The sequence below is a fragment of the Streptomyces sp. NPDC013317 genome (assembly GCF_055563155.1).
Genome location: NZ_JBVHDX010000013.1, coordinates 93,381 through 113,825, shown reverse-complemented (window position 1 = coordinate 113,825; position 20,445 = coordinate 93,381). Strand labels below are relative to the sequence as shown.

Below are 20,445 nucleotides of genomic sequence, written 5' to 3'. Positions count from 1 at the left end.
GCTGCGGGCCCGGGGAACGCGGAACGCCCGGACCGCGGGGGAGCGGTCCGGGCGTTCCGGAGAAAGGGGAGACGGGAGGCGGTGTCAGGCGTCCTGGCGCGCCGCGCCCGTCTTCTGGCGGACGAGTCCGATGACGGCCAGCAGCACGGTCATGGCGCCCGTCGCGTACAGCTGCACGCGGGTGCCCTCCTCGCGGGCCATCAGGAAGAAGATCACCGCCATGCCGGCCAGCGCCACCCACGTGAGGTAGGGGAAGGCCCACATCCGGACGACCAGCTTCTCGGGCTCCTCCCGCTCCATGCGGCGGCGCAGCACCAGCTGCGAGGCCGCGATGAAGATCCAGACGACCAGGATCACGCCGCCGATCATGTTCAGCAGCCACGGGAAGATCGTCTCGGGGGACCAGTAGTTGAGGCCCACGCAGACGAAGCCGAAGAAGCAGGACGCGAGGACGGCGAAGCGCGGCACACCGCTGGAGACCGCGCCGAGGACCTTCGGGCCGAGGCCCCGCTTGACCAGGGAGAAGGCGATGCGGGAGGACCCGTAGATGTTCGCGTTCATCGCGGACAGCAGGGCGATGAGCACCACGACGTTCATGATCTGGCCGGCGCCCGGGATGCCCAGCTGGTCGAGCGCGGCGACGTACGGGCCCTTCTCGGCGACCGCCTTGTCGTTCCACGGGACCAGCGTGACGATGACCGCCATCGAGCCGATGTAGAAGAGCGAGATGCGCCACATCGCGGTGCGCACGGCCTTGGCGACGCCCTTGACGGGGTCCTCGGACTCGGCGGCGGCGATGGTGACCGTCTCCATGCCTCCGTACGAGAACACCGAGGCGAGCAGGCCGATGACCAGGCCCTCGCTGCCGTTCGGCAGGAGTCCGCCCTCGCCGAAGAGGTTGGCCGTGCCGGGGGAGTCCGTGCCCGGCAGCACGCCCAGGATCGCGAGCACACCGAGGCCGAGGAAGAGCGTGATCGCACCGACCTTGAGGGCGGCGAACCAGAACTCGAACTCGCCGAAGTTCTTCACGGCCGCCAGGTTGGCGCCGCAGAAGAGCAGCATGAAGAGCGCGACCCAGGCCCACTCGGGCGTGCCGGGCAGCCAGCCGGTGACGATCTTCGCCGCGCCGATGCCCTCCAGACCGACGGCGACGCTGAGCAGCACCCAGAACGACCAGCCGGCGGTGAACCCGGCCCAGGAGCCGAAGGCCCGCTCCGCGTGGGAGGAGAACGATCCGGAGGACGGGTACGCGGCCGACATCTCGCCCAGCATGCGCATCACCAGCATGACGAGCAGGCCGGACAGCGTGTAGGCGAGGACGATGGACGGGCCGGCGGCGGCGATGCCGGCGCCGGAGCCGACGAAGAGGCCGGCGCCGATGACGCCGCCGAGGGCGATCATCGAGAGGTGACGCTGCTTGAGCCCGTGCGAGAGCGTCGCCGAGTCGTCCTTGCGGTCGACGGGCGCGGGCGCGGTGGTCCGGGACATGAACCAGCCCTGTTCGGGGAGGAGGCGGGGGACGCGCCACAGTCTGTGGGTGCGTACCGCTGACAGGGAACGCATGTCCGCTATACGGTCACGAGCTTCACGCAACGTGAAGATCTCGTGTCTTCTCGTACGCGCCGGTAGGGCCCGCCGCGCGTTGCCGTGACCTCGGGCGCCGGGGCGCCGCCCGCCGCCGCTCGTTCCCGCGCGCCTAGGACGCCTGGGCGCGCGCCCGGCCCCGCGCGCGTCAGCGCCGCCGGTCCCGCAGCTCCCGCAGACCGGCCACCAGCAGTACGGCCCCGGTGGCCGCGCCCGACCACAGCACCTGCGGCCGCGCCCCCTCGTCGGTCAGCATCAGCCCCAGGACCGCCGCCATCGCGGCCAGCACGGTCCAGGTGAGCCAGGGGAAGCCCCACATCCTCAGCGTCAGCAGCTCGGGCGCCTCGCGCTCGATCCGGCGGCGCAGCCGCAGCTGCGAGACCGCGATCAGCCCCCAGACGAAGAGGAGTACCGCACCGACCGCGTTGAGCATGTAGAGGAAGACGGAATCCGGCCACTTCAGATTGAGCAGGACCGAGACGAAGCCGAAGGCCACCGAGGCGAGCACCGCCCGGCGCGGCACCCCTCCGCCCGAGACCCTGAGCAGCCCCCTGGGCGCCTCGCCGCGCTCGGCGAGCGAGAAGACCATCCGTGAGGAGCCGTACAGGTTCGCGTTGAGCGCCGAGAGCAGCGCCACGAAGACCACGATGTTCATGATCTGGCCGGCCGAGGGCACCCCGATCGCGTCCAGCACCGCGACGTACGGCGACCGGCCCGGCCGCATCGAGGTCCAGGGCAGCAGGGTCACGATGACCAGCATCGAGCCGACGTAGAAGAAGAGGATCCGCCACACGGCGCTGCGCACCGCCCGCGCCACGTTGCGCGCCGGATCGTCCGACTCGGCGGCCGCGATCGTGACGACCTCCAGGCCGCCGAAGGCGAAGACCACGGCGAGGACACCGGAGATCACGCCACCCCAGCCGTTCGGCAGGAAGCCGCCGTCGCCGGTCAGATGGGCCGCGCCGACCGGGTCCGTGTCGGGCAGCCACCCGACGATCGCCAGCGTCCCGAGGGCCAGGAAGAGGACGATCGCGCCGACCTTGAGCGCGGCGAACCAGAACTCGAACTCGCCGAAGTTCTTCACCGCCGCCAGGTTGGCGACGGTGAAGACGATCATGAAGATCAGTACCCAGCCCCACTGCGGGACGCCCGGCACCCAGCCGTGGGCGATCTGCGCCGCGCCCGTCGCCTCCACGGCGAGGACGACGACCAGCAGGAACCAGTACAGCCAGCCCACCGAGAAGCCCGCCCAGCGGCCCAGCGCCCGCTCCGCGTGGACCGAGAAGGCGCCCGAGGCCGGCATCGCCGCCGACATCTCGCCGAGCATCCGCATGACGAGCATCGCGAGCGTGCCCGCGATCAGATACGAGAGGACGATGCCGGGCCCCGCGACCGCGATGCCGGCGCCCGAGCCGACGAAGAGTCCGGCACCGATCACCCCGCCGAGCCCCAGCATCGTCAGATGACGCTGCTTCAGTCCGTGGGAGAGCGGCTCCGGTTCGGTGGCCGGGGGAGCCGGGACGGCAGTCGGTGCGTCGTGCATGAGGGGGCTCGTGCCTTCGGAGGTGTTTATGGAGAACTCACAGTCTGTCTGCTGACCGCCTCTTGGCGCAAAATGGCCCTCTTTCCAGCTCCGCGCCGTGACAAGCGTCACGTGGCGCGACGCATGAGCGCCGATCTTTGTTCGATCTCCACGAAGCGCTCAACCTCCGCTTTGTGGGTGGCTGATGGTGATCGAGCGTTCACTCCTGGACTACCGTCGATCCGTCCCCGTACCCCCTCACCCCTCGCGGAGTACCGATGAGCACCGCCGTCGCCCCTGTCCGTTCCCTCCGCTCCGGGACGGTTCTCGCCGACCTGCTGCCGTCCAGCCGTGCCCGTGACATCGCGCTCGTCGTCGGCGGCGCGGCCCTCACCGGCATCGCCGCGCAGATCGCCGTCCCGGTCCCCGGCTCGCCCGTCCCGGTCTCCGGTCAGACCTTCGCGGCCCTTCTCGTCGGCACGGCGCTCGGCGCCCGCCGCGGCGTCCTCTCCCTGGCCCTCTACGCGGTCGCCGGCATGGCGGGCGTGCCGTGGTTCGCGCAGGCCACCTCCGGCTACGCGATGCCCTCCTTCGGCTACATCCTCGGCATGCTGCTCGCCGCGACCGTCGTCGGCGCCCTCGCCCGCCGCGGAGCCGACCGCTCGGTGCTCCGCACCGCCGGCGCGATGGTGCTCGGCTCCGCCGTCATCTACGCGGTCGGCGTGCCGTACCTGGCCCTCGCCACCGGCATGACGCTCTCGCAGGCGGTCGCCGCCGGCCTGACCCCGTTCCTGATCGGCGACGCTCTCAAGGCCGCCCTCGCGATGGGTCTGCTGCCGACCGCGTGGAAGGCCGTCGGCCGCAAGGGCTGACGCGGTTCGGCACCGCCCCGCGCCGCCGACCGGTTCGGGGAGAGGGGCGACGCCGGTCCGGACATGGAAAAGCTCTCCGTGTTCCAGGGGTTGCCTGGAACACGGAGAGCTTTTTCCGTCCCTGCCTGACAGAAGCGTCAGGCGGGGATTCAGTCCTTGGTGACGGGCTCGGGGGTCTTGCCGAAGCGGTCGCGGACCACCGAGACGGCGACCACGAGGCCGGCCACCAGCAGGGACAGCAGGACCTGCTCACGGGCGGAGCCGCCGTTGTAGAGCATGTAGCCGAGGACGAAGACGATCATCGCGATCGTCGCCCAGGTCAGGTACGGGAACAGCCACATCCTGACGAGCAGCTTCTCCGGGGACTCCCGCAGGATGATCTTCCGCATCCGCAGCTGCGAGAAGCAGATGACCAGCCAGACGAAGAGCGCGATGGCGCCGGACGCGTTCAGCAGGAAGGCGAAGACCGTGTCGGGCCACTTGTAGTTGAAGAAGACCGCGACGAAGCCGAAGACGACCGATCCGATGATCGCGGTCTGCGGCACGCCCTTGGCGTTCGTCTTGGCGAAGGCCTTCGGGGCGTCACCGCGCCGGCCGAGGGAGTGCGCCATGCGGGACGCGGTGTACAGGCCCGAGTTCAGGCAGGAGAGCACCGCGGTCAGGATGATCACGTTCATGATCTGGCCGGCGTGCGGGATGCCGATCGAGTCGAGCGCCGCGACGTACGAGCCGTCCTTCTCCAGCGCCGGGTCGTTCCACGGCAGCAGCGAGACGACCACCAGGATCGAGCCGAGGTAGAAGATGCCGACACGCCAGATGACGCTGTTGGTCGCCTTGGCGACCGCGCGGCGCGGGTCCGACGACTCGCCGGCGGCGAGGGTGACGATCTCGCTGCCCATGAAGGAGAAGACGACCATCAGGATGCCCGTGAGGATCGCGCCGTAGCCGTTGGGCAGGAAGCCGCCGTGCTCGGTGAGGTTGCTCAGTCCGGCGGACGAGGTGTCCGCGCCGGGCAGCACGCCGAAGATGGCGAGGCCGCCGACCACGATGAACGCGGCGATGGCGACGACCTTGATGCCCGCGAACCAGAACTCGAACTCGCCGTAGGAGGCGACCGAACCGAGGTTGGTGGCGGTCAGGACGACCATCACGATCAGCGCCCAGGCCCACTGCGGGACGGACGGGATCCAGCCGTTCAGGATGTCCGCGCCCATGGTCGCCTCGACGGCGAGGACGACGACCCAGAAGAACCAGTAGAGCCAGCCGATCGAGAAGCCGGCCCAGCGTCCGAGCGCCCGGTCGGCGTGGGCCGAGAAGGAGCCGGAGGTGGGGTTGGCCACGGACATCTCGCCGAGCATCCGCATGACGAAGACGACCATCGCGCCCACGAGCGCGTACGACAGCAGGATGCCGGGGCCGGCAGCCTTGATGCCTGCCGCGGAACCTCCGAAGAGTCCGGCGCCGATGACGCCACCGATGGCGATCATCGACAGGTGTCGGTTCTTGAGACCGGCCTTGAGTCCGTCGGAAGACTGCGAATCACCGGGGTTTCCGGTGGTCTCGCCTTCCTTCGCAAGGGTCGGCTGCGTGTTCATGAACGCTTCCTTACGTGTGTGGGGCGCTCGGGTCACGAGCCCGAGCATTCAACACCGGGGGACGGGGTGATCGGAAGGGCTGATTCCGATTCGTTGCGTAAGGGGCGAAGGTCCCTTGCGGCACGGACGTGGGCCCCGACCCCGCTGACCGCTACCCGGAGCCCGCCGTGCCACACTCGGATCATGCGCGTGTACCTCGGCTCCGACCATGCCGGCTTCGAACTCAAGAACCACCTCGTCGAGTGGCTGAAGGCCCATGGCCACGAGCCCGTCGACTGTGGTCCCCACATCTACGACGCCCTGGACGACTACCCGCCGTTCTGCCTGCGTGCCGCCGAGAAGACGGCCGCGGACCCGGACAGCCTGGGCATCGTCATCGGCGGTTCCGGCAACGGCGAGCAGATCGCCGCGAACAAGGTGAAGGGGGTGCGCGCCGCCCTCGCCTGGAGCGAGCAGACCGCCGCCCTCGGCCGCGAGCACAACAACGCCAACGTCGTCTCCATCGGCGGCCGGATGCACACCCGGGAAGAGGCGACGAAGTTCGTCGAGATCTTCCTCTCCACCCCGTACTCCGGTGACGAGCGTCACACCCGCCGGATCGACATGCTCTCCGCCTACGAGGCCACCGGCGAGCTCCCCCCGATCCCGGCCCACCACCCGCAGGAGGGCTGACCGCCCCGAGGAGGGCCGACCGCCCCCAGAGGCCGACGCCTTCACCCGTGCCGCCGGGCCGTGCCCCGGCGGCACGGCCGTGCCCGCCCCGTTCAGCCAGGAGACCAGCAGTGCCCGAGGGGCATACGATCCACCGCCTCGCCCAGGATCACCTGGAGCGCTTCGGCGGACGGTCCGTGCGTGCGAGCAGCCCACAGGGCAAGTTCTCCGACAGCGCGGCACTCCTCGACGGACGGGTCCTCGACGGCGTCGACGCCCACGGCAAGCACCTCTTCCTCGGCTTCGCGGACGCCGGCTGGGTCCACGTGCACCTCGGCCTCTTCGGCAAGCTCGGCTTCGGTACGACCCCCGCACCGCCGCCCACCGACACGGTCCGGCTGCGCCTCGTCGACGACGAGCACTACGCCGACCTGCGCGGGCCGACCACCTGCGCCCTGATCACCGAACCCGAGAAGCGGGCGATACACGACCGCCTCGGCCCCGACCCGCTCCGGAACGGCGACGACCCGGCCAAGGCCTGGAACAGGATCTCCAGGTCCCGCACCACGATCGCCGCCCTCCTGATGGACCAGAAGGTCATCGCGGGCGTCGGCAACGTGTACCGCGCCGAGGTGCTCTTCCGGCACGGCATCGACCCGTACCGCGCGGGCAGGGACGTCACCCGCCGCGAGTGGGACGCGATCTGGACGGACCTCGTCGCCCTGATGCGCGAGGGCGTCCGCCTGAACCGCATCGACACCGTCCGCCCCGAGCACACTCCGGAGGCGATGGGCCGCCCGCCGCGCGTGGACGACCACGGCGGCGAGGTCTACGTCTACCGCCGGGCCCTCCAGCCCTGCCACATCTGCGCCACCGGCATCCGCACGGCAGACCTCGCGGCCCGCAACCTCTTCTGGTGCCCGGGCTGCCAGCAGCGCTGACGCGCCGGCCCGCCCGAGGGGGGCCGGCACGCCGAAGGGCCTCCGCCTAGAACCCGTGCGGCAGCCACGGCGCGACGGGCGACCCGAACGCCACGGACGCCTGCACCAACGCGCCCCCACGAAGCTCCCGCACGCGCCCCGCCGAGGCCAGCGACACGAGCGAGTTGCCCCCGAGGTACGCCGCGCCCAACTCCCGTACGGACAGGGCGAGGTCCGCGTCGTCGTCCGTACGCACGCACACCGCACCCGTGGCGTCCCCCGTGAGCCGCCACCGCCCCTCGTTCCACGGACAGAACGCGTCCGCGACCTCGAACACCACGTCCACCGGCGCCTGGTACGTCCGCGCCTCCAGCGCCGCCCCCACGTCCACCAGACGCAGATGCAGCGCGTCCCGCTGCGTCGGCGAGCACCGCCTCAGGTCCGACACCAGGTGCTGCCAGCCGTCGTCCACCGGCCGGCTGTGGAGCCGTACCGACGACGTCAGATCGATCGACCAGAGGAAGCGCCACAGCGCCGCCTCCGCCGCCGGATCCAGCGCCTCCAGGTCCTTCACCTGCACGCTGCCCTCCGCCCCGGCGTACGACCACTCCGGCTTGATCGCGTACAGCGCGTACCCGACGACCTCTCCGTCGCGCTCCGCGAGCACACACTGGCGCGGCGAGGCACCGTCCCGCTCGCCCTCCGGGTCGAGCAACGGCAGCTGCTCCCACCCCGGCTGCCGGGCCGTCATCCCGGGCCGCGCCGCGACCTTGCGCGCGTACACCGCCTCGCACGCCCCCGACGCCTTCGAGGGGTCGGCCTGGCGCAGCACCACGCCGTCCGTGCCCTCGGGCACCGCCAGCGACACCCGGTTCGTGTCGATCGTCGCCCGCGTCGAGTACGCGGCGATGGCGTAGCCGAACCGGCCGTAGATCGCCGGCTCCGAGGCCGTCAGCACCGCCAGCGGCTCACCCCACGCCCGTACGTCGTCGAGCTGGCGGCGCATCATCGAGGTGAGGATCCCGCGCCGCCGGTGCGTCGCCGCCACACCCACCATCGTGACGCCCGCCGCCGGCACGAGCGCCCCGCCCGGGACCGAGAGCCGGAACGAGAACGCGCCCGCCGTACCGACACAGCGCTCGCCGTCCCAGACACCGAGCGAGCGGTCGTACTCGGTCAGCTCCTGCCAGAGCCGGCGCTCCTCCGGAGCCTCCGCCACACCCCCGAACGCGAGCTCCAGCATCCCGTACCACTCGTCCCACTCGGCCGGGTCCAGTACGCGCATCTCAGTCGTCATATGCCATCGATACCAGCGCACGCAGGCCCGGGGCGACCCGATTTCACGCGCAATGTCTCAGGGGTCCCCCTGCACGAGATCCGACCGGGTGGATAGGGTCCAGGCCAATGGGAAGTCGCGTGGGTGTCGCCTCGTACTCGGCCCGGTTGCGCAGGAGCGCACACCGGGTCCGCATCTCCCTGCGTAAATCCGGTGTCGACTACTTCCGGGGCGAGGGCTCCGACTGGGTCGCCTTCGCCGGACTGCTGCTGACGATCCCGGCCATCACCGTCGGCACCCTCGCCAATCCGGTGTGGTGCGCGCCCGCCGCGCTCGTCCTGCCGATCGTCGCCGGCGGACTCCTGCTGCGTCCCGCGAGCCTGCTCGGGCTGTACGCGGCCGCCGCGGGCGCCCTGATCGTCGAGTCCGTCGTCCTCGGCCCGTACACCCAGGGCCCCGCCCGGGTCACCCCGGGAACGGTCCTGACCGTCGCCGCGTGCGGACTCTTCGGGCTGCTCATCGCCCAGTTCAGGGCCCGCGTCGGCGTGCCCTGGCGGCGCGGCGGCACCATGCTCTTCGACCTGCGGGAACGGATCCGGGCGCAGAGCGCCCTGCCCCGGCTCCCCAAGGGCTGGCACCGCGAGATGGCACTCCGCCCGGCCGGCGGACAGTCCTTCTCGGGCGACTTCGTCGTCGCCGCCCGCACCCACGGCGGCCGGACCCTGGAAGTCCTCCTGACGGACGTCTCCGGCAAGGGCATGGACGCCGGCTCGCGCGCCCTGCTGCTCTCCGGGGCCTTCGGCGGACTGCTGGGCTCGCTGCCGCCGCACGGCTTCCTGCCGGCCGCCAACGGCTATCTGCTGCGCCAGGACTGGGACGAGGGCTTCGCCACCTCCATCCACCTCGTGCTCGACCTGGAGTCGGGCGACTACGAACTCCTCTCCGCCGGCCACCTGCCCGCGCTCCAGCTCCACGCGGGCACCGGCCGCTGGGAGGAGAAGTCCGGCGAGGGCCCGCTGCTCGGCGTCTACGACGGCGCCGAGTTCCACCCCGTCAAGGGCTCGCTCCAGCCCGGCGACGTCCTGATGCTCTTCACCGACGGACTCGTCGAGGCCGCCGACCGGGACATCGCCGAGGGCATCGACCGCCTCACGGGCGAGGCGGACCGCTACGTCGCCTCGGGCTTCGAGGGCGCGGCCTGGCACCTCATCGAGGCCTGCGCCAAGGACGTCAACGACGACCGCGCGCTGCTCCTCATCAGCCGCCAGACCTGAGATCCCCCCGAACGGGGTGGGGCTTTCCCCACCGTTGATCGGCCAGCAGCCGCCATGGTCCCTGACCTGCCCGGATCCGTACGTTCGAGACATCGTCACGAACCCACGGAGGAACGACCATGGCCCTGCGCCGCGCCAAGCGCCCCCAGCACCCCACCCCGCCGGACGGCGCCGCCGTCGAGCTCACCGGAGTGCGGCGCCAGTACGGCCGCGGCGCGGGCGCCGTCCACGCGCTGCGCGGCATCGACCTCGCCCTGCCGCGCGGCAGTTTCACCGCCGTCATGGGCCCCTCGGGATCCGGCAAGTCCACCTTCCTGCAGTGCGCGGCCGGCCTCGACCGCCCCACCGCGGGCTCGGTACGTCTGGGCGGCACCGAGATCGGCGGGATGAGCGAGAACCGGCTCACCGAACTGCGCCGCAGCCGCCTCGGTTTCGTCTTCCAGGCCTTCAACCTGCTGCCCTCGCTCACCGTCGAGCAGAACGTCCTGCTGCCGATGCGGCTCGCCGGACAGCGCCCCGACCGGCGCCGGGCGGCCGAGGTCCTCACCCAGGTCGGCCTCGGCGACAAGGGCGCCCGCCGTCCCTCCGAACTCTCCGGCGGCCAGCAGCAGCGGGTCGCCCTCGCCCGGGCCCTGGTCACCCGGCCCGACGTCGTCTTCGCCGACGAGCCGACCGGCGCCCTCGACACCACGACCGCGGCCGAGGTCCTCACTCTGCTCCGAGGCGCCGTCGACTCGCTGAACGCGACCGTCGTCATGGTCACCCACGACCCGGTCGCCGCCGGATACGCCGACCGCGTCCTCTTCCTCGCCGACGGGGCCATCGCCGACACCCTGCCCCGGTCGAGCCCGGCCCGGATCGCCGACCGCATGCGCGCCCTCACCGCACCCACCTCCACCACCTCCACCACACCCACCTCCACCACCTCCGTCACCGCCTATGCCGGAGCGGCCGCCTGATGTCCAGCCTGTTCCGGCCCAACGGCCTCGCCCGCGCCGCCGTCCGTTTCAAGCCGTCCTCCTTCGTCGGCACCTTCGTCGCCCTGCTCCTCGCCGCCGCCGTCGTGTCCGGCTGCGGCCTCCTCCTCCAGACCGGCCTGACCGCCACCCTCCCGACCGACCGCTACGCCGGCGCACCGGTCGTCGCCGCCGCCGACCAGGAGGTCCACCGGACGGTGAGCGTGGGCGGCGAGAAGGAGATGGAGTCGGCCGCCGTCCCCGACCGCGCCCGGCTCGACGCCTCCCTCGTCGGTGAGGCCGCCAAGGCCCCCGGCGCCGCCCGCGCCATCGGCGACGTCACCTTCCCCGTCCACACGGAGAAGGGGACGCTCCCCGCCCACGGCTGGTCCTCCACCGCCTTCACGGGCGTCACCCTCTCCTCCGGCACCGCCCCCGGCCCCGACGAGGCCGTCGTCACCGCCGGTACCGGCCGCGTCGGCGACCGGGTCACCCTCGGGACCCCGGCGGGGGAGCGCCGGCTCACCGTCTCCGGCGTCACCGCCGCCCCCGGCGTCTGGCTCTCCGACGCACAGGCCCTCGCCTTCTCCGGACACCCCCGCACCGTCGACGCCATCGCCGTGCTGCCCACCCCCGGCACCACCCCCGACACCCTGGCCGCGCAGGTCGGCCAGGCCCTCGGCGACCGAGCCCAGGTCCACACCGGCGACGACAGGGCACTCGCCGAAGGAGCCGCGCTCCCCGCCGCCAAGGAGCTCCTGACCGCACTCGGCGGCTCGTTCGGCGGCACCGCCACCCTCGTCGCGATCTTCACCGCCGCCGGTACCGTCGCACTCTCCGTCGGGCAGCGCGCCCGCGAGTTCGCCCTGCTCCGGGCCATCGGCGCGACCCCGCGTCAGATCCGCCGCTCCATCGCCACCGAGGCCCTCCTCGTCGCCCCCGTCGCAGGCGCCCTCGGCTGCCTGCCCGGCATGGCACTCGCCGACTGGTGGTTCGGACAGCTGAGGGAGAAGGGCGCCGTCCCCGAGGGGCTCACCCTCGACCGCGGCCCCCTCCCGTTCGCCGTCGCGCTCCTCGCCGTCGTCGCCACCGCCCTCCTCGCCGGCCTCGCGGCCGCCCGCCGCCCCTCCCGGACCAAGCCCGGCCAGGCGCTCGCCGAGGCTGCCGTCGAACGCCGCGCCTTCGGCCGGATCCGTACCCCGCTGGGGCTCGTCGCCGTCGCCGGTGGAGCCGTGCTCGCGGGCGTCGCCGCCTCCCTGAACGGCGAGGACGCCGCCAACACGGCCCTCGGCGTCGTCATGCTCTTCATGCTGGGGGTGGCCCTGCTCGGCCCGCTGCTCGCCCGGCTCTGCGCGAGCCTCGTCGGACTGCCGCTCCGCGGCTCGGGCGCCCCCGGCTACCTCGCCGCGGCGAACTCCCGGAGCAACGCGCGCCGGCTCGCCTCCGCCCTCACCCCGATCGTCCTCGCCATGGCCTTCTCCTCCACCCTGGTCTTCCTGCACACCAGCACCGACCGGGCCACCACCGAGCAGCAGCGCGCCGCCGTCACCGCCGACCACGTCGTCACCGCACCCGCCGGGCTCCCCGCCGACGCGGCCGAGCGCGCCGGGCGCGCCCCCGGTGTCACGGCGGCCGTCACGGTCCAGCGGACCGCGGTGCTGCTGCCGGACGACTCCCAGGGCTTCCGTACCGCCTCGGCCCAGGCTGTCTCCGCCGACCCGACCCCCGTCCTCGACCTCGGAGTCCGTACGGGTTCACTGGCCGCGCTCGCCCCCGGCACGGTCGCCGTGGACCGTCTGCTCGCCGACGCGGCGGGCGTCACGACGGGCGAGCGGCTCGCACTCCTGCTGCCCGACGGCTCCACCTCCACCCCGCGCGTCGTCGCCACCTACACCCGAGGCCTGGGCCTGGCCGAGATCACCCTGCCCGCCTCCGCCCTCACCGGCCACGTCACCTCCCCGTACGCCACCGAACTCTTCGTCCGCGGCGGCACGGCGGCCGGACTGACCGGCCTCGGCACCGTCACCGACGCCGGCGGATGGACCACCGCGCAGAGCACGGAGCGCGCGCTGAACGCCTGGGCCAACACCACGATGGCCGCCGTCCTCGGCGGTTTCGCCGCGATCGCCGCCGCCAACACCCTGGTCATGACCGTCCTCGACCGCCGCCGGGAGCTGGGCACGCTCCGCCTGATCGGTACGACCCGCCGCCAGGTCCTGCGCATGATCCGCTGGGAGGCGCTCCTGGTCACCCTGGCCGGCCTCGCCCTCGGTACCGGCATCGCCCTGGCCACCCTCGTCCCGATGACGAACGGCCTCACCGGCGAAGGCCCGTACATCCCGCCGCTCCTCTACGGCACCTTCGCGGGCGCCGTCGTGGTCCTCGGCCTGATCTCCACCGGTCTGCCCGCACGCGCCGCACTGCGCCGCCCCGCACCGTAGAGTCGGCGCCATGCCTCACCTCACCCTCGCCCAGGTCGAGTCCCTCGCCGTCGCGGCCCACGAGGGCCAGACCGACAAGGCGGGCCGCCCGTACGCCGAGCATCTGCGAGCGGTGGCCGAGGGGGTACGGGCCAGGGGCGGCAGCGAGGAGCAGATCGCGGCGGCCTGGCTGCACGACTCCGTCGAGGACGACGCGCTCTCCCCGGAGTGGCTGGAATCGGCCGAACTCCCGCGCGCGGTCAAGGACATGGTCCTCGCCCTCACCAAGCGTCCGGGCGAGGACCTGGAGTCGTACACCGGACGGATCCTCGCGGTCCCCGGCGCCCTGCTCGTCAAGGAGGCCGACCTCGCGCACAACGCCGACCCGGCCCGCCTCGCCGTTCTCGACGAGCCGACCCGGACCAGGCTGACCGCGAAGTACGCCACCGTGCGCGGGCTGCTCGGCCTCTCCGGCGGCTGACACCACCCACGACGATCAGGACGAATCGACTCGGGTTGGCTCGATTCCTACGCCGACGATTCGTCACCCGGCGCCGCTGGGCAAGAAGTTGGTGGCACGATGGATGCAGCGGGGGTGCTCTGTGACGTGCGCTCCCGGGCGGCAAGGTGGGACCGACCGAGGGTGTGATCAGTTGTGGCCATTTCTCTATCTGTGGTGCTGCTGTTGGCGATCATCCTGGTGGTGCTGATCCGCGGCGGAAACCTGAAGGGCGGCCCGGCCGTCGTCGCGGTGCTCTTCGGCTTCTTCCTCGCCTCCACGGGCATGGCCGACGACATCCAGCGCTTCCTCGACTCGATAACGCAGACCGTGGGCTCGATCAAGTTCTGACGCCCACGACGTACGGCGCACGCCCACGACGTACGGCGCACGCCCACGACGTACGGCGCAGGGCGCCCGGCGCACGTCCGGGCCGCACAGCGGACCCCGCGCGGCTCACGCCGCCTTCGCGGCGGTCCGCTTCGTCCGTGTGCGCTTGGCCGGCGCGGCCTTACGGCTCCGCGTGGGCTTCTCCGTCTCCTCGGTCGCCGCCGCGGGCGCCGAGGCCCTCCGGTGCCGCCCCGTCGGCCAGGTGAACTCGATCTCCAGCTCGATCTCCCCGTCGCTCACCTCGAACTCCACCTCGCTGCGGACGTCGTCGGGGATCCGCAGACTCAGCGTGCCGGAGCCGAACTGCAGCTCCGCCTCGCCGCCCTTCCGCAGCGCTTCCGCCAGTGCGGTCAGCTGGTCCGCCGCCTCGATCCGGGACAGCGAGCGCTTCTGCTCGAACTTCAGATCCTTCACGGCCGCCTCCGGTACGACGGAAACAGAGGACACACAGGGACATTGCCATTCTGCGGCCGTACGGCGGCTCCGGCATCGGGAACGCATCAGGGCCAGGTGAGAGGACGAACCTCTGACCTGGCCCTGAGCCATGGAGCGGGCGACGGGAATCGAACCCGCGTAGCTAGTTTGGAAGACTAGGGCTCTACCATTGAGCTACGCCCGCAAACATCGCGCCGCAGGTCACGAGGGCCGCGGCACGGACAGCATCGTAGCGGGTCCCGGGCGGTCCCCGCACACCCCTTCACAGAGGGGGCGTCGCACTGTCTCCGTGCATGTACCCTACGTGTCGCACCGACGGGGTGTGGCGCAGCTTGGTAGCGCGTCCGCTTTGGGAGCGGAAGGCCGTGGGTTCAAATCCCGCCACCCCGACCACCAAGATCATGGATCGCATGATCGCGTTGTGGGCCTCATCCCGCTTGCGGTTACTATGCAAGCTGCGTGCCCGTGTGTCTCTCTGACCGGGCCGATCGGCCGGAACCGCCACCAAGCGGCCCCGGCAGAATCCAAGAATCAGCCACCAAGGAGACCGAACCGTGAAGAGCGCCGTGGAGACCCTGAACCCGACCCGGGTTCGGCTCACTGTCGAGGTGCCCTTCGAGGAGCTCAAGGACAGCCTCGACGCGGCGTACAAGAAGATCAACCAGCAGGTCACGGTCAAGGGCTTCCGCAAGGGCAAGATCCCGGCTCGTGTGATCGACCAGCGGTTCGGTCGCGGTGCGGTGCTGGAAGAGGCCGTCAACGACGCGCTCCCGAAGTTCTACACCGAGGCCGTCAACGAGGCCGAGGTCAACCCGCTGGGTCAGCCCGAGGTCGACATCACGGAGCTGAAGGACGGCGAGCTGCTGGCCTTCACCGCCGAGGTCGACATCCGCCCGACGATCGAGATCCCGGACTACTCCGGCATCGAGGTCACCGTCGACGCGGTCGAGGTCACCGACGAGGACGTCGAGAAGTCCGTGGAGCAGCTGCGCGAGCGCTTCGCCTCCACCAACCCGGTCGAGCGCGCCGCCGCCGACGGCGACGTCGTCACCATCGACCTCGAGGCCAAGGTCGACGGCGAGGTCCTGCCCGACGGTGTCGCCCAGGGCGTCTCGTACACCATCGGTTCCGGCGAGCTCCTCGACGGCATCGACGAGGCCGTCACCGGCCTGGAGGCCGGCGGCGAGGCCACCTTCACCTCGCAGCTGAAGGGCGGCTCCGCCGAGGGCAAGGACGCCGAGGTGTCCGTCAAGGTCACCGCCGTCGCCGCCCGTGAGCTCCCCGAGCTGGACGACGACTTCGCGCAGCTCGCGTCGGAGTTCGACACCCTCGACGAGCTCAAGGCCGACAGCCGCAAGCGCCTCGAGAACATGAAGCAGTTCGACCAGGCCACCCAGGCCCAGGAGCGCGTCCTCGACGAGCTGCTGAAGCTGGCGGACGTCCCGATGCCCGAGAAGCTGCTCGAGGACGAGATCAACACCCGCAAGCACAACCTGGAGCACCACCAGCTCGGCCAGATGGGCCTGACCCTCGAGAAGTACCTGGAGATCCAGGGCAAGACCGAGGAGGAGTTCCTGGCGGAGACCAAGGAGCAGGCCGAGAAGGGCATCAAGACGCAGTTCATCCTCGATGAGCTCGTCAACAAGGAGAAGCTGAACGTCAGCCAGGAGGAGCTCACCGAGCACCTCATGCGCCGCGCCGCCTCCTCCGGCATGTCCCCCGACCAGTTCGCCCAGGCCGTCGTCGAGGGTGGCCAGGTGCCGATGCTCGTCGGCGAGGTCGCCCGCGGCAAGGCCCTCGCGGTCGTCGTCGAGTCCGCCAAGGTCGTCGACACCAACGGTGAGGTCGTCGACCTCGAGGACGACGAGGACGAGACCGAGGCCGCCACGGAGGCGGTCGAGGCCGTCACCGGCGAGGCCGAGGTCGCCGAGGAGAAGAACGAGGCCTGAGCCTCGCGCTGAACCGCAGGTCCACGGGCCCGGACGCACTGCTGTGCGCCGGGCCCGTGCCCGTACGCGGGACCTGCGCCGAAGCCCGGATTCAGGCCCGGTACGCGCGCCCCGTAAGGGCCCCCGCGCGCCCCTGACAACCTTGCGCTCCCAGCGAACAGTTCGGGAACCGGGATGGCGTTGTCCTACCTGCGCGTTAGGGTCCATGAATACGAGGGCACTGCCCTCAGAACGAGACGCTGAGACGGCCTGGGGGCCGTCGGAGACGAGCAGGTGGATACGTGACGAATCTGAAGCCTTACGCCGCGGGTGAGCCGTCCATCGGTGGTGGCCTCGGCGACCATGTCTACAACCGGCTGCTCGGCGAGCGCATCATCTTCCTCGGCCAGCAGGTCGACGACGAGATCGCCAACAAGATCACCGCGCAGATGCTCCTCCTGGCCGCCGACCCGGAGAAGGACATCTACCTCTACATCAACAGCCCCGGTGGCTCGGTGACGGCCGGCATGGCCATCTACGACACCATGCAGTACATCCCGAACGACGTCGTCACCATCGGTATGGGCATGGCGGCCTCCATGGGCCAGTTCCTGCTCACCGGCGGCACCGCCGGCAAGCGCTTCGCGCTGCCGAACACCGACGTCCTGATGCACCAGGGCTCCGCCGGCATCGGCGGCACCGCCTCGGACATCAAGATCCAGGCCGAGTACCTTCTCCGCACGAAGAAGCGCATGGCCGAGATCACCGCGCTCCACTCCGGTCAGACCGTCGAGACGATCATCCGCGACGGTGACCGCGACCGCTGGTTCACGGCGGAGGAGGCCAAGAACTACGGCCTCATCGACGACATCATCACCCACGCCGCGGGCGTTCCCGGCGGCGGCGGCACGGGCGCCTGAGCCCGGCAGCCGCTGAAGAGCCCCAGCCCCCGCCGAACGCCACCAGGACGGTGAACATCCAGATGCAGAACAACCTCTCCCCGAGCGGCCTCTACACCGGCGCGCCGATGGACAACCGGTACGTGGTCCCGCGCTTCGTCGAGCGCACCTCGCAGGGGATCCGCGAGTACGACCCGTACGCGAAGCTCTTCGAGGAGCGCGTGATCTTCCTCGGCGTGCAGATCGACGACGCCTCCGCCAACGACGTCATGGCGCAGCTGCTGTGCCTGGAGTCGATGGACCCGGACCGCGACATCTCCATCTACATCAACAGCCCGGGCGGCTCCTTCACCGCCCTCACGGCCATCTACGACACGATGCAGTTCGTGAAGCCGGACATCCAGACGGTCTGCATGGGCCAGGCGGCCTCCGCCGCGGCCGTGCTGCTCGCCGCCGGTACGCCCGGCAAGCGGATGGCCCTGCCGAACGCCCGCGTGCTGATCCACCAGCCCTCGGGCGGCACCGGCCGTGAGCAGCTGTCCGACCTGGAGATCGCGGCCAACGAGATCCTGCGCATGCGCACGCAGCTGGAGGACATGCTGGCCAAGCACTCCTCCACGCCGATCGAGAAGATCCGCGACGACATCGAGCGCGACAAGATCCTCACGGCCGAGGACGCCCTGGCGTACGGCCTGGTCGACCAGATCGTCTCGACCCGCAAGAGCACGGCCGCCGCGGCAGCCTGACGCTCGACCTTCCCCTGGCACGGTCCACGTGGCCGAATCACGACCATGTGAACCGTGCCAAGGGGGGCCCGAACGGGGGGCCCGGCAAGGTACCGTCGAATATGAGGCACCAGGAGTCGCTGAACCAAGCGACTCCCAGGCGAAGGGGAAGCACCTCGTGGCACGCATCGGTGATGGCGGCGATCTGCTCAAGTGCTCGTTCTGCGGAAAGAGCCAGAAGCAGGTGAAGAAGCTCATCGCGGGACCCGGTGTGTACATCTGCGATGAGTGCATCGACCTCTGCAACGAGATCATCGAGGAGGAACTCGCCGAGACGAGCGAGGTGCGCTGGGAAGAACTTCCCAAGCCCCGCGAGATCTACGAGTTCCTCGAGGGCTATGTGGTCGGCCAGGAGCCGGCCAAGAAGGCCCTCTCGGTCGCGGTGTACAACCACTACAAGCGCGTCCAGGCCGGCGAGAACGGCGGCGGCGCGGGCCGTGACGACGCCATCGAACTGGCGAAGTCCAACATCCTGCTGCTGGGCCCCACGGGCTCCGGCAAGACGCTGCTGGCCCAGACGCTGGCGCGCATGCTCAACGTCCCGTTCGCCATCGCCGACGCGACGGCGCTGACGGAGGCCGGCTATGTCGGCGAGGACGTCGAGAACATCCTGCTCAAGCTGATCCAGGCGGCCGACTACGACGTCAAGAAGGCCGAGACCGGAATCATCTACATCGACGAGATCGACAAGGTCGCCCGCAAGAGCGAAAACCCGTCGATCACGCGTGACGTCTCCGGCGAGGGTGTGCAGCAGGCCCTCCTGAAGATCCTGGAAGGCACGACGGCCTCCGTCCCGCCGCAGGGCGGCCGGAAGCACCCGCACCAGGAGTTCATCCAGATCGACACGACGAACGTGCTCTTCATCGTGGGCGGCGCCTTCGCCGGCCTGGAGAAGATCATCGAGTCGCGCGCGGGCGCCAAGGGCATCGGCTTCGGGGCGACGATCCGCTCGAAGCGCGAGATCGAGGCGAGCGACCAGTTCCAGGAGGTCATGCCGGAGGACCTGGTGAAGTTCGGGATGATCCCGGAGTTCATCGGCCGCCTCCCCGTGATCACCTCGGTCCACAACCTCGACCGCGAGGCCCTGCTCAAGATCCTGGTCGAGCCGCGGAACGCGCTGGTGAAGCAGTATCAGCGCCTCTTCGAACTCGACGGCGTGGAGCTGGACTTCGACCGCCCGGCCCTGGAGGCCATCGCCGACCAGGCGATCCTCCGCGGCACGGGAGCGCGCGGCCTGCGCGCGATCATGGAAGAGGTCCTGATGTCGGTGATGTACGAGGTCCCGTCCCGCAAGGACGTGGCCCGCGTGGTCATCACGGCGGACGTCGTCCACAACAACGTGAACCCGACGCTGGTGCCGCGGATCGTGAAGAACGACGGCCGCCACGAGAAGAGCGCGTAGGCGCCGCGTAGTTGAATCAGGAAGGGGCGCCTCCCGGCCGGGAGGCGCCCCTTCGCGTTCCGCCTCAGGCATCACGCCTTGACGCGGACCTCCTTGCGGAGCTTGGCCGTGAGGCTCGCGGCGTCAGCAGCGGAGCCCGCCTTGCCGGTCATCATCGAGCCCATGTCCATCGGAACCACGAAGCCCACCGTGCTGTGGTCGGCCCACACACAGATCGACATGGTGAACGCCGGCGTGGACTCGGCCGCGTTGGCCTCGCTCTTGGCCTGCTGGCACTTGAGGACGGCTCCGTCGAGTTCAGCGGGTTCGTAGCTCTCGGGGCTGCCGACCAGCTGCGGCTCGTCCGGCTTGCCCTTGTCCTTCTCGGCCTCCTTCTTGATGCTGGCGAAGACGGTGTCGACCACCTGCTCGGGGTCGTCGATCTCGCCGTAGAGACCGCTGAACGAGATCATCTTCGTGCCGAGCGGGTTGTTGGGGTCCTTCACCTGGTAGGCGGCGCGGACGTCCTTGGCGTTCTTCACGCCGTTCTGCTGGGCCTCCTTGAGCGAGTCCTTGTCGCCCCCGCTGCTGCTGTCCGGCGCCTTCTTGTACTCCGTGAGGACCGTCTCCGGCGTGATCAGCTTGTGCGGGCCGTCGTCCGCGACGGACGAGCCGCCGCCGCCCGCGGTGAAGTACCAGGCGCCTCCCGCGACCAGGGCCAGGGCCACGACCGATGCGCCGATGATCAGGCCCGTCTTCTTCTTCGGGGCCGGCGGCGGGGGCGGCATGTAGCCGCCGGGGCCCTGCGGGCCGCCGTACTGCGGCTGCTGGCCGTACGGGGGCTGCTGGCCGTAGCCCTGCTGCTGCGGGTAACCGTACGGCTGCTGAGGCGGCACGCCCTGGGGCGCCTGCTGCGGGTAGCCGTAGCCGGGCTGCGGCGCTTGCGGCGGCTGGCCGTACGGGCCGGGCTGGCCCGGCTGACCGTACGGTCCGGGCTGCTGAGGCTGACCGCCGTACGGGCCCGGCTGGTTGTAGCTCATGGACAGGTTCCCCTCACA

General features: G+C 70.9%; 18 protein-coding genes and 2 tRNA genes. 13 read left to right on the top strand and 7 right to left on the bottom strand.

What is annotated here, in order from left to right; all coding sequences use genetic code 11:
• Window positions 1–84 precede the first annotated feature (84 nt).
• The gene (locus tag ACZ3IJ_RS28895) at window positions 85–1,488 is read right to left on the bottom strand and encodes an amino acid permease (RefSeq protein ID WP_467472945.1); all 1,404 of its coding nucleotides are present in this window, start codon (window positions 1,486–1,488) and stop codon (window positions 85–87) included.
• Between the two features lie 244 nt (window positions 1,489–1,732).
• The gene (locus ACZ3IJ_RS28890) at window positions 1,733–3,127 is read right to left on the bottom strand and encodes an amino acid permease (RefSeq protein WP_467472825.1); all 1,395 of its coding nucleotides are present in this window, start codon (window positions 3,125–3,127) and stop codon (window positions 1,733–1,735) included.
• Between the two features lie 257 nt (window positions 3,128–3,384).
• Between ACZ3IJ_RS28890 and ACZ3IJ_RS28885 the strand changes: the two genes are divergently transcribed.
• A complete protein-coding gene (locus ACZ3IJ_RS28885) occupies window positions 3,385–3,978 on the top strand; it encodes a biotin transporter BioY (protein ID WP_467472823.1) in 594 nt (197 codons plus the stop codon).
• A gap of 149 nt (window positions 3,979–4,127) precedes the next feature.
• Here ACZ3IJ_RS28885 and ACZ3IJ_RS28880 read toward each other — a convergent pair whose 3' ends face one another.
• Window positions 4,128–5,573: an amino acid permease gene (locus ACZ3IJ_RS28880; protein ID WP_391797324.1), complete on the bottom strand. Its 1,446-nt coding sequence runs from the start codon at window positions 5,571–5,573 to the stop codon at window positions 4,128–4,130.
• A gap of 183 nt (window positions 5,574–5,756) precedes the next feature.
• On the opposite strand from ACZ3IJ_RS28880, the gene ACZ3IJ_RS28875 reads away from it, so the two are divergent.
• Together ACZ3IJ_RS28875 and ACZ3IJ_RS28870 are read left to right on the top strand one after the other, a co-directional pair.
• On the top strand, window positions 5,757–6,245 hold the full coding sequence (locus tag ACZ3IJ_RS28875) for a ribose-5-phosphate isomerase (RefSeq protein WP_391797325.1): 489 nt from the start codon (window positions 5,757–5,759) through the stop codon (window positions 6,243–6,245).
• A gap of 110 nt (window positions 6,246–6,355) precedes the next feature.
• Window positions 6,356–7,165 carry an Fpg/Nei family DNA glycosylase gene (locus ACZ3IJ_RS28870; protein WP_467472818.1) on the top strand — a complete coding sequence of 270 codons (810 nt, stop codon included), beginning with the start codon at window positions 6,356–6,358 and terminating at the stop codon, window positions 7,163–7,165.
• A 46-nt stretch (window positions 7,166–7,211) separates the two neighbouring features.
• On the opposite strand, the gene ACZ3IJ_RS28865 is transcribed toward ACZ3IJ_RS28870, so the two are convergent.
• Window positions 7,212–8,441, bottom strand: coding sequence for a GNAT family N-acetyltransferase (locus ACZ3IJ_RS28865; protein WP_467472816.1), 1,230 nt, complete (start codon window positions 8,439–8,441; stop codon window positions 7,212–7,214).
• A 107-nt stretch (window positions 8,442–8,548) separates the two neighbouring features.
• On the opposite strand from ACZ3IJ_RS28865, the gene ACZ3IJ_RS28860 reads away from it, so the two are divergent.
• From ACZ3IJ_RS28860 to ACZ3IJ_RS28840, 5 genes are all read left to right on the top strand, one after another.
• Window positions 8,549–9,694 (top strand): PP2C family protein-serine/threonine phosphatase, encoded by a 1,146-nt coding sequence (locus ACZ3IJ_RS28860; protein WP_467472813.1) that lies wholly within the window; start codon window positions 8,549–8,551, stop codon window positions 9,692–9,694.
• Between the two features lie 119 nt (window positions 9,695–9,813).
• Complete coding sequence (locus ACZ3IJ_RS28855; RefSeq protein ID WP_467472811.1) at window positions 9,814–10,653, top strand: ABC transporter ATP-binding protein; 840 nt, start codon at window positions 9,814–9,816, stop codon at window positions 10,651–10,653.
• Window positions 10,653–13,091 carry an FtsX-like permease family protein gene (locus ACZ3IJ_RS28850; protein WP_467472809.1) on the top strand — a complete coding sequence of 813 codons (2,439 nt, stop codon included), beginning with the start codon at window positions 10,653–10,655 and terminating at the stop codon, window positions 13,089–13,091. Before ACZ3IJ_RS28855 ends, ACZ3IJ_RS28850 begins: the two co-directional genes overlap by 1 nt.
• A 10-nt stretch (window positions 13,092–13,101) precedes the next feature.
• Entirely contained in the window at window positions 13,102–13,551 is a 450-nt protein-coding gene (locus tag ACZ3IJ_RS28845; protein WP_391797329.1) for an HD domain-containing protein, read from the top strand.
• Window positions 13,552–13,725: 174 nt separating this feature from the next.
• On the top strand, window positions 13,726–13,920 hold the full coding sequence (locus ACZ3IJ_RS28840) for a hypothetical protein (RefSeq protein ID WP_030684996.1): 195 nt from the start codon (window positions 13,726–13,728) through the stop codon (window positions 13,918–13,920).
• A gap of 105 nt (window positions 13,921–14,025) precedes the next feature.
• Here ACZ3IJ_RS28840 and ACZ3IJ_RS28835 read toward each other — a convergent pair whose 3' ends face one another.
• Together ACZ3IJ_RS28835 and ACZ3IJ_RS28830 are read right to left on the bottom strand one after the other, a co-directional pair.
• Window positions 14,026–14,406: an amphi-Trp domain-containing protein gene (locus ACZ3IJ_RS28835; protein ID WP_467472806.1), complete on the bottom strand. Its 381-nt coding sequence runs from the start codon at window positions 14,404–14,406 to the stop codon at window positions 14,026–14,028.
• 98 nt (window positions 14,407–14,504) lie between these two features.
• A tRNA-Gly gene (locus tag ACZ3IJ_RS28830) sits at window positions 14,505–14,578 on the bottom strand.
• Between the two features lie 132 nt (window positions 14,579–14,710).
• Here ACZ3IJ_RS28830 and ACZ3IJ_RS28825 point away from each other — a divergent pair.
• From ACZ3IJ_RS28825 to clpX, 5 genes are all read left to right on the top strand, one after another.
• Window positions 14,711–14,787 (top strand) — tRNA-Pro (locus ACZ3IJ_RS28825).
• Window positions 14,788–14,948: 161 nt separating this feature from the next.
• Window positions 14,949–16,343: a trigger factor gene (tig, locus tag ACZ3IJ_RS28820; protein WP_467472804.1), complete on the top strand. Its 1,395-nt coding sequence runs from the start codon at window positions 14,949–14,951 to the stop codon at window positions 16,341–16,343.
• A gap of 281 nt (window positions 16,344–16,624) precedes the next feature.
• Window positions 16,625–17,242, top strand: coding sequence for an ATP-dependent Clp protease proteolytic subunit (locus tag ACZ3IJ_RS28815; protein WP_318106825.1), 618 nt, complete (start codon window positions 16,625–16,627; stop codon window positions 17,240–17,242).
• A 62-nt stretch (window positions 17,243–17,304) separates the two neighbouring features.
• Window positions 17,305–17,967 carry an ATP-dependent Clp protease proteolytic subunit gene (locus tag ACZ3IJ_RS28810; RefSeq protein ID WP_352187947.1) on the top strand — a complete coding sequence of 221 codons (663 nt, stop codon included), beginning with the start codon at window positions 17,305–17,307 and terminating at the stop codon, window positions 17,965–17,967.
• A 157-nt stretch (window positions 17,968–18,124) separates the two neighbouring features.
• The gene (gene clpX, locus ACZ3IJ_RS28805; RefSeq protein ID WP_137989313.1) at window positions 18,125–19,408 is read left to right on the top strand and encodes an ATP-dependent Clp protease ATP-binding subunit ClpX; all 1,284 of its coding nucleotides are present in this window, start codon (window positions 18,125–18,127) and stop codon (window positions 19,406–19,408) included.
• Between the two features lie 71 nt (window positions 19,409–19,479).
• Here the strand turns inward: clpX and ACZ3IJ_RS28800 are convergent, their stop codons facing one another.
• On the bottom strand, window positions 19,480–20,427 hold the full coding sequence (locus ACZ3IJ_RS28800; RefSeq protein WP_391797332.1) for a hypothetical protein: 948 nt from the start codon (window positions 20,425–20,427) through the stop codon (window positions 19,480–19,482).
• Window positions 20,428–20,445 lie beyond the last annotated feature (18 nt).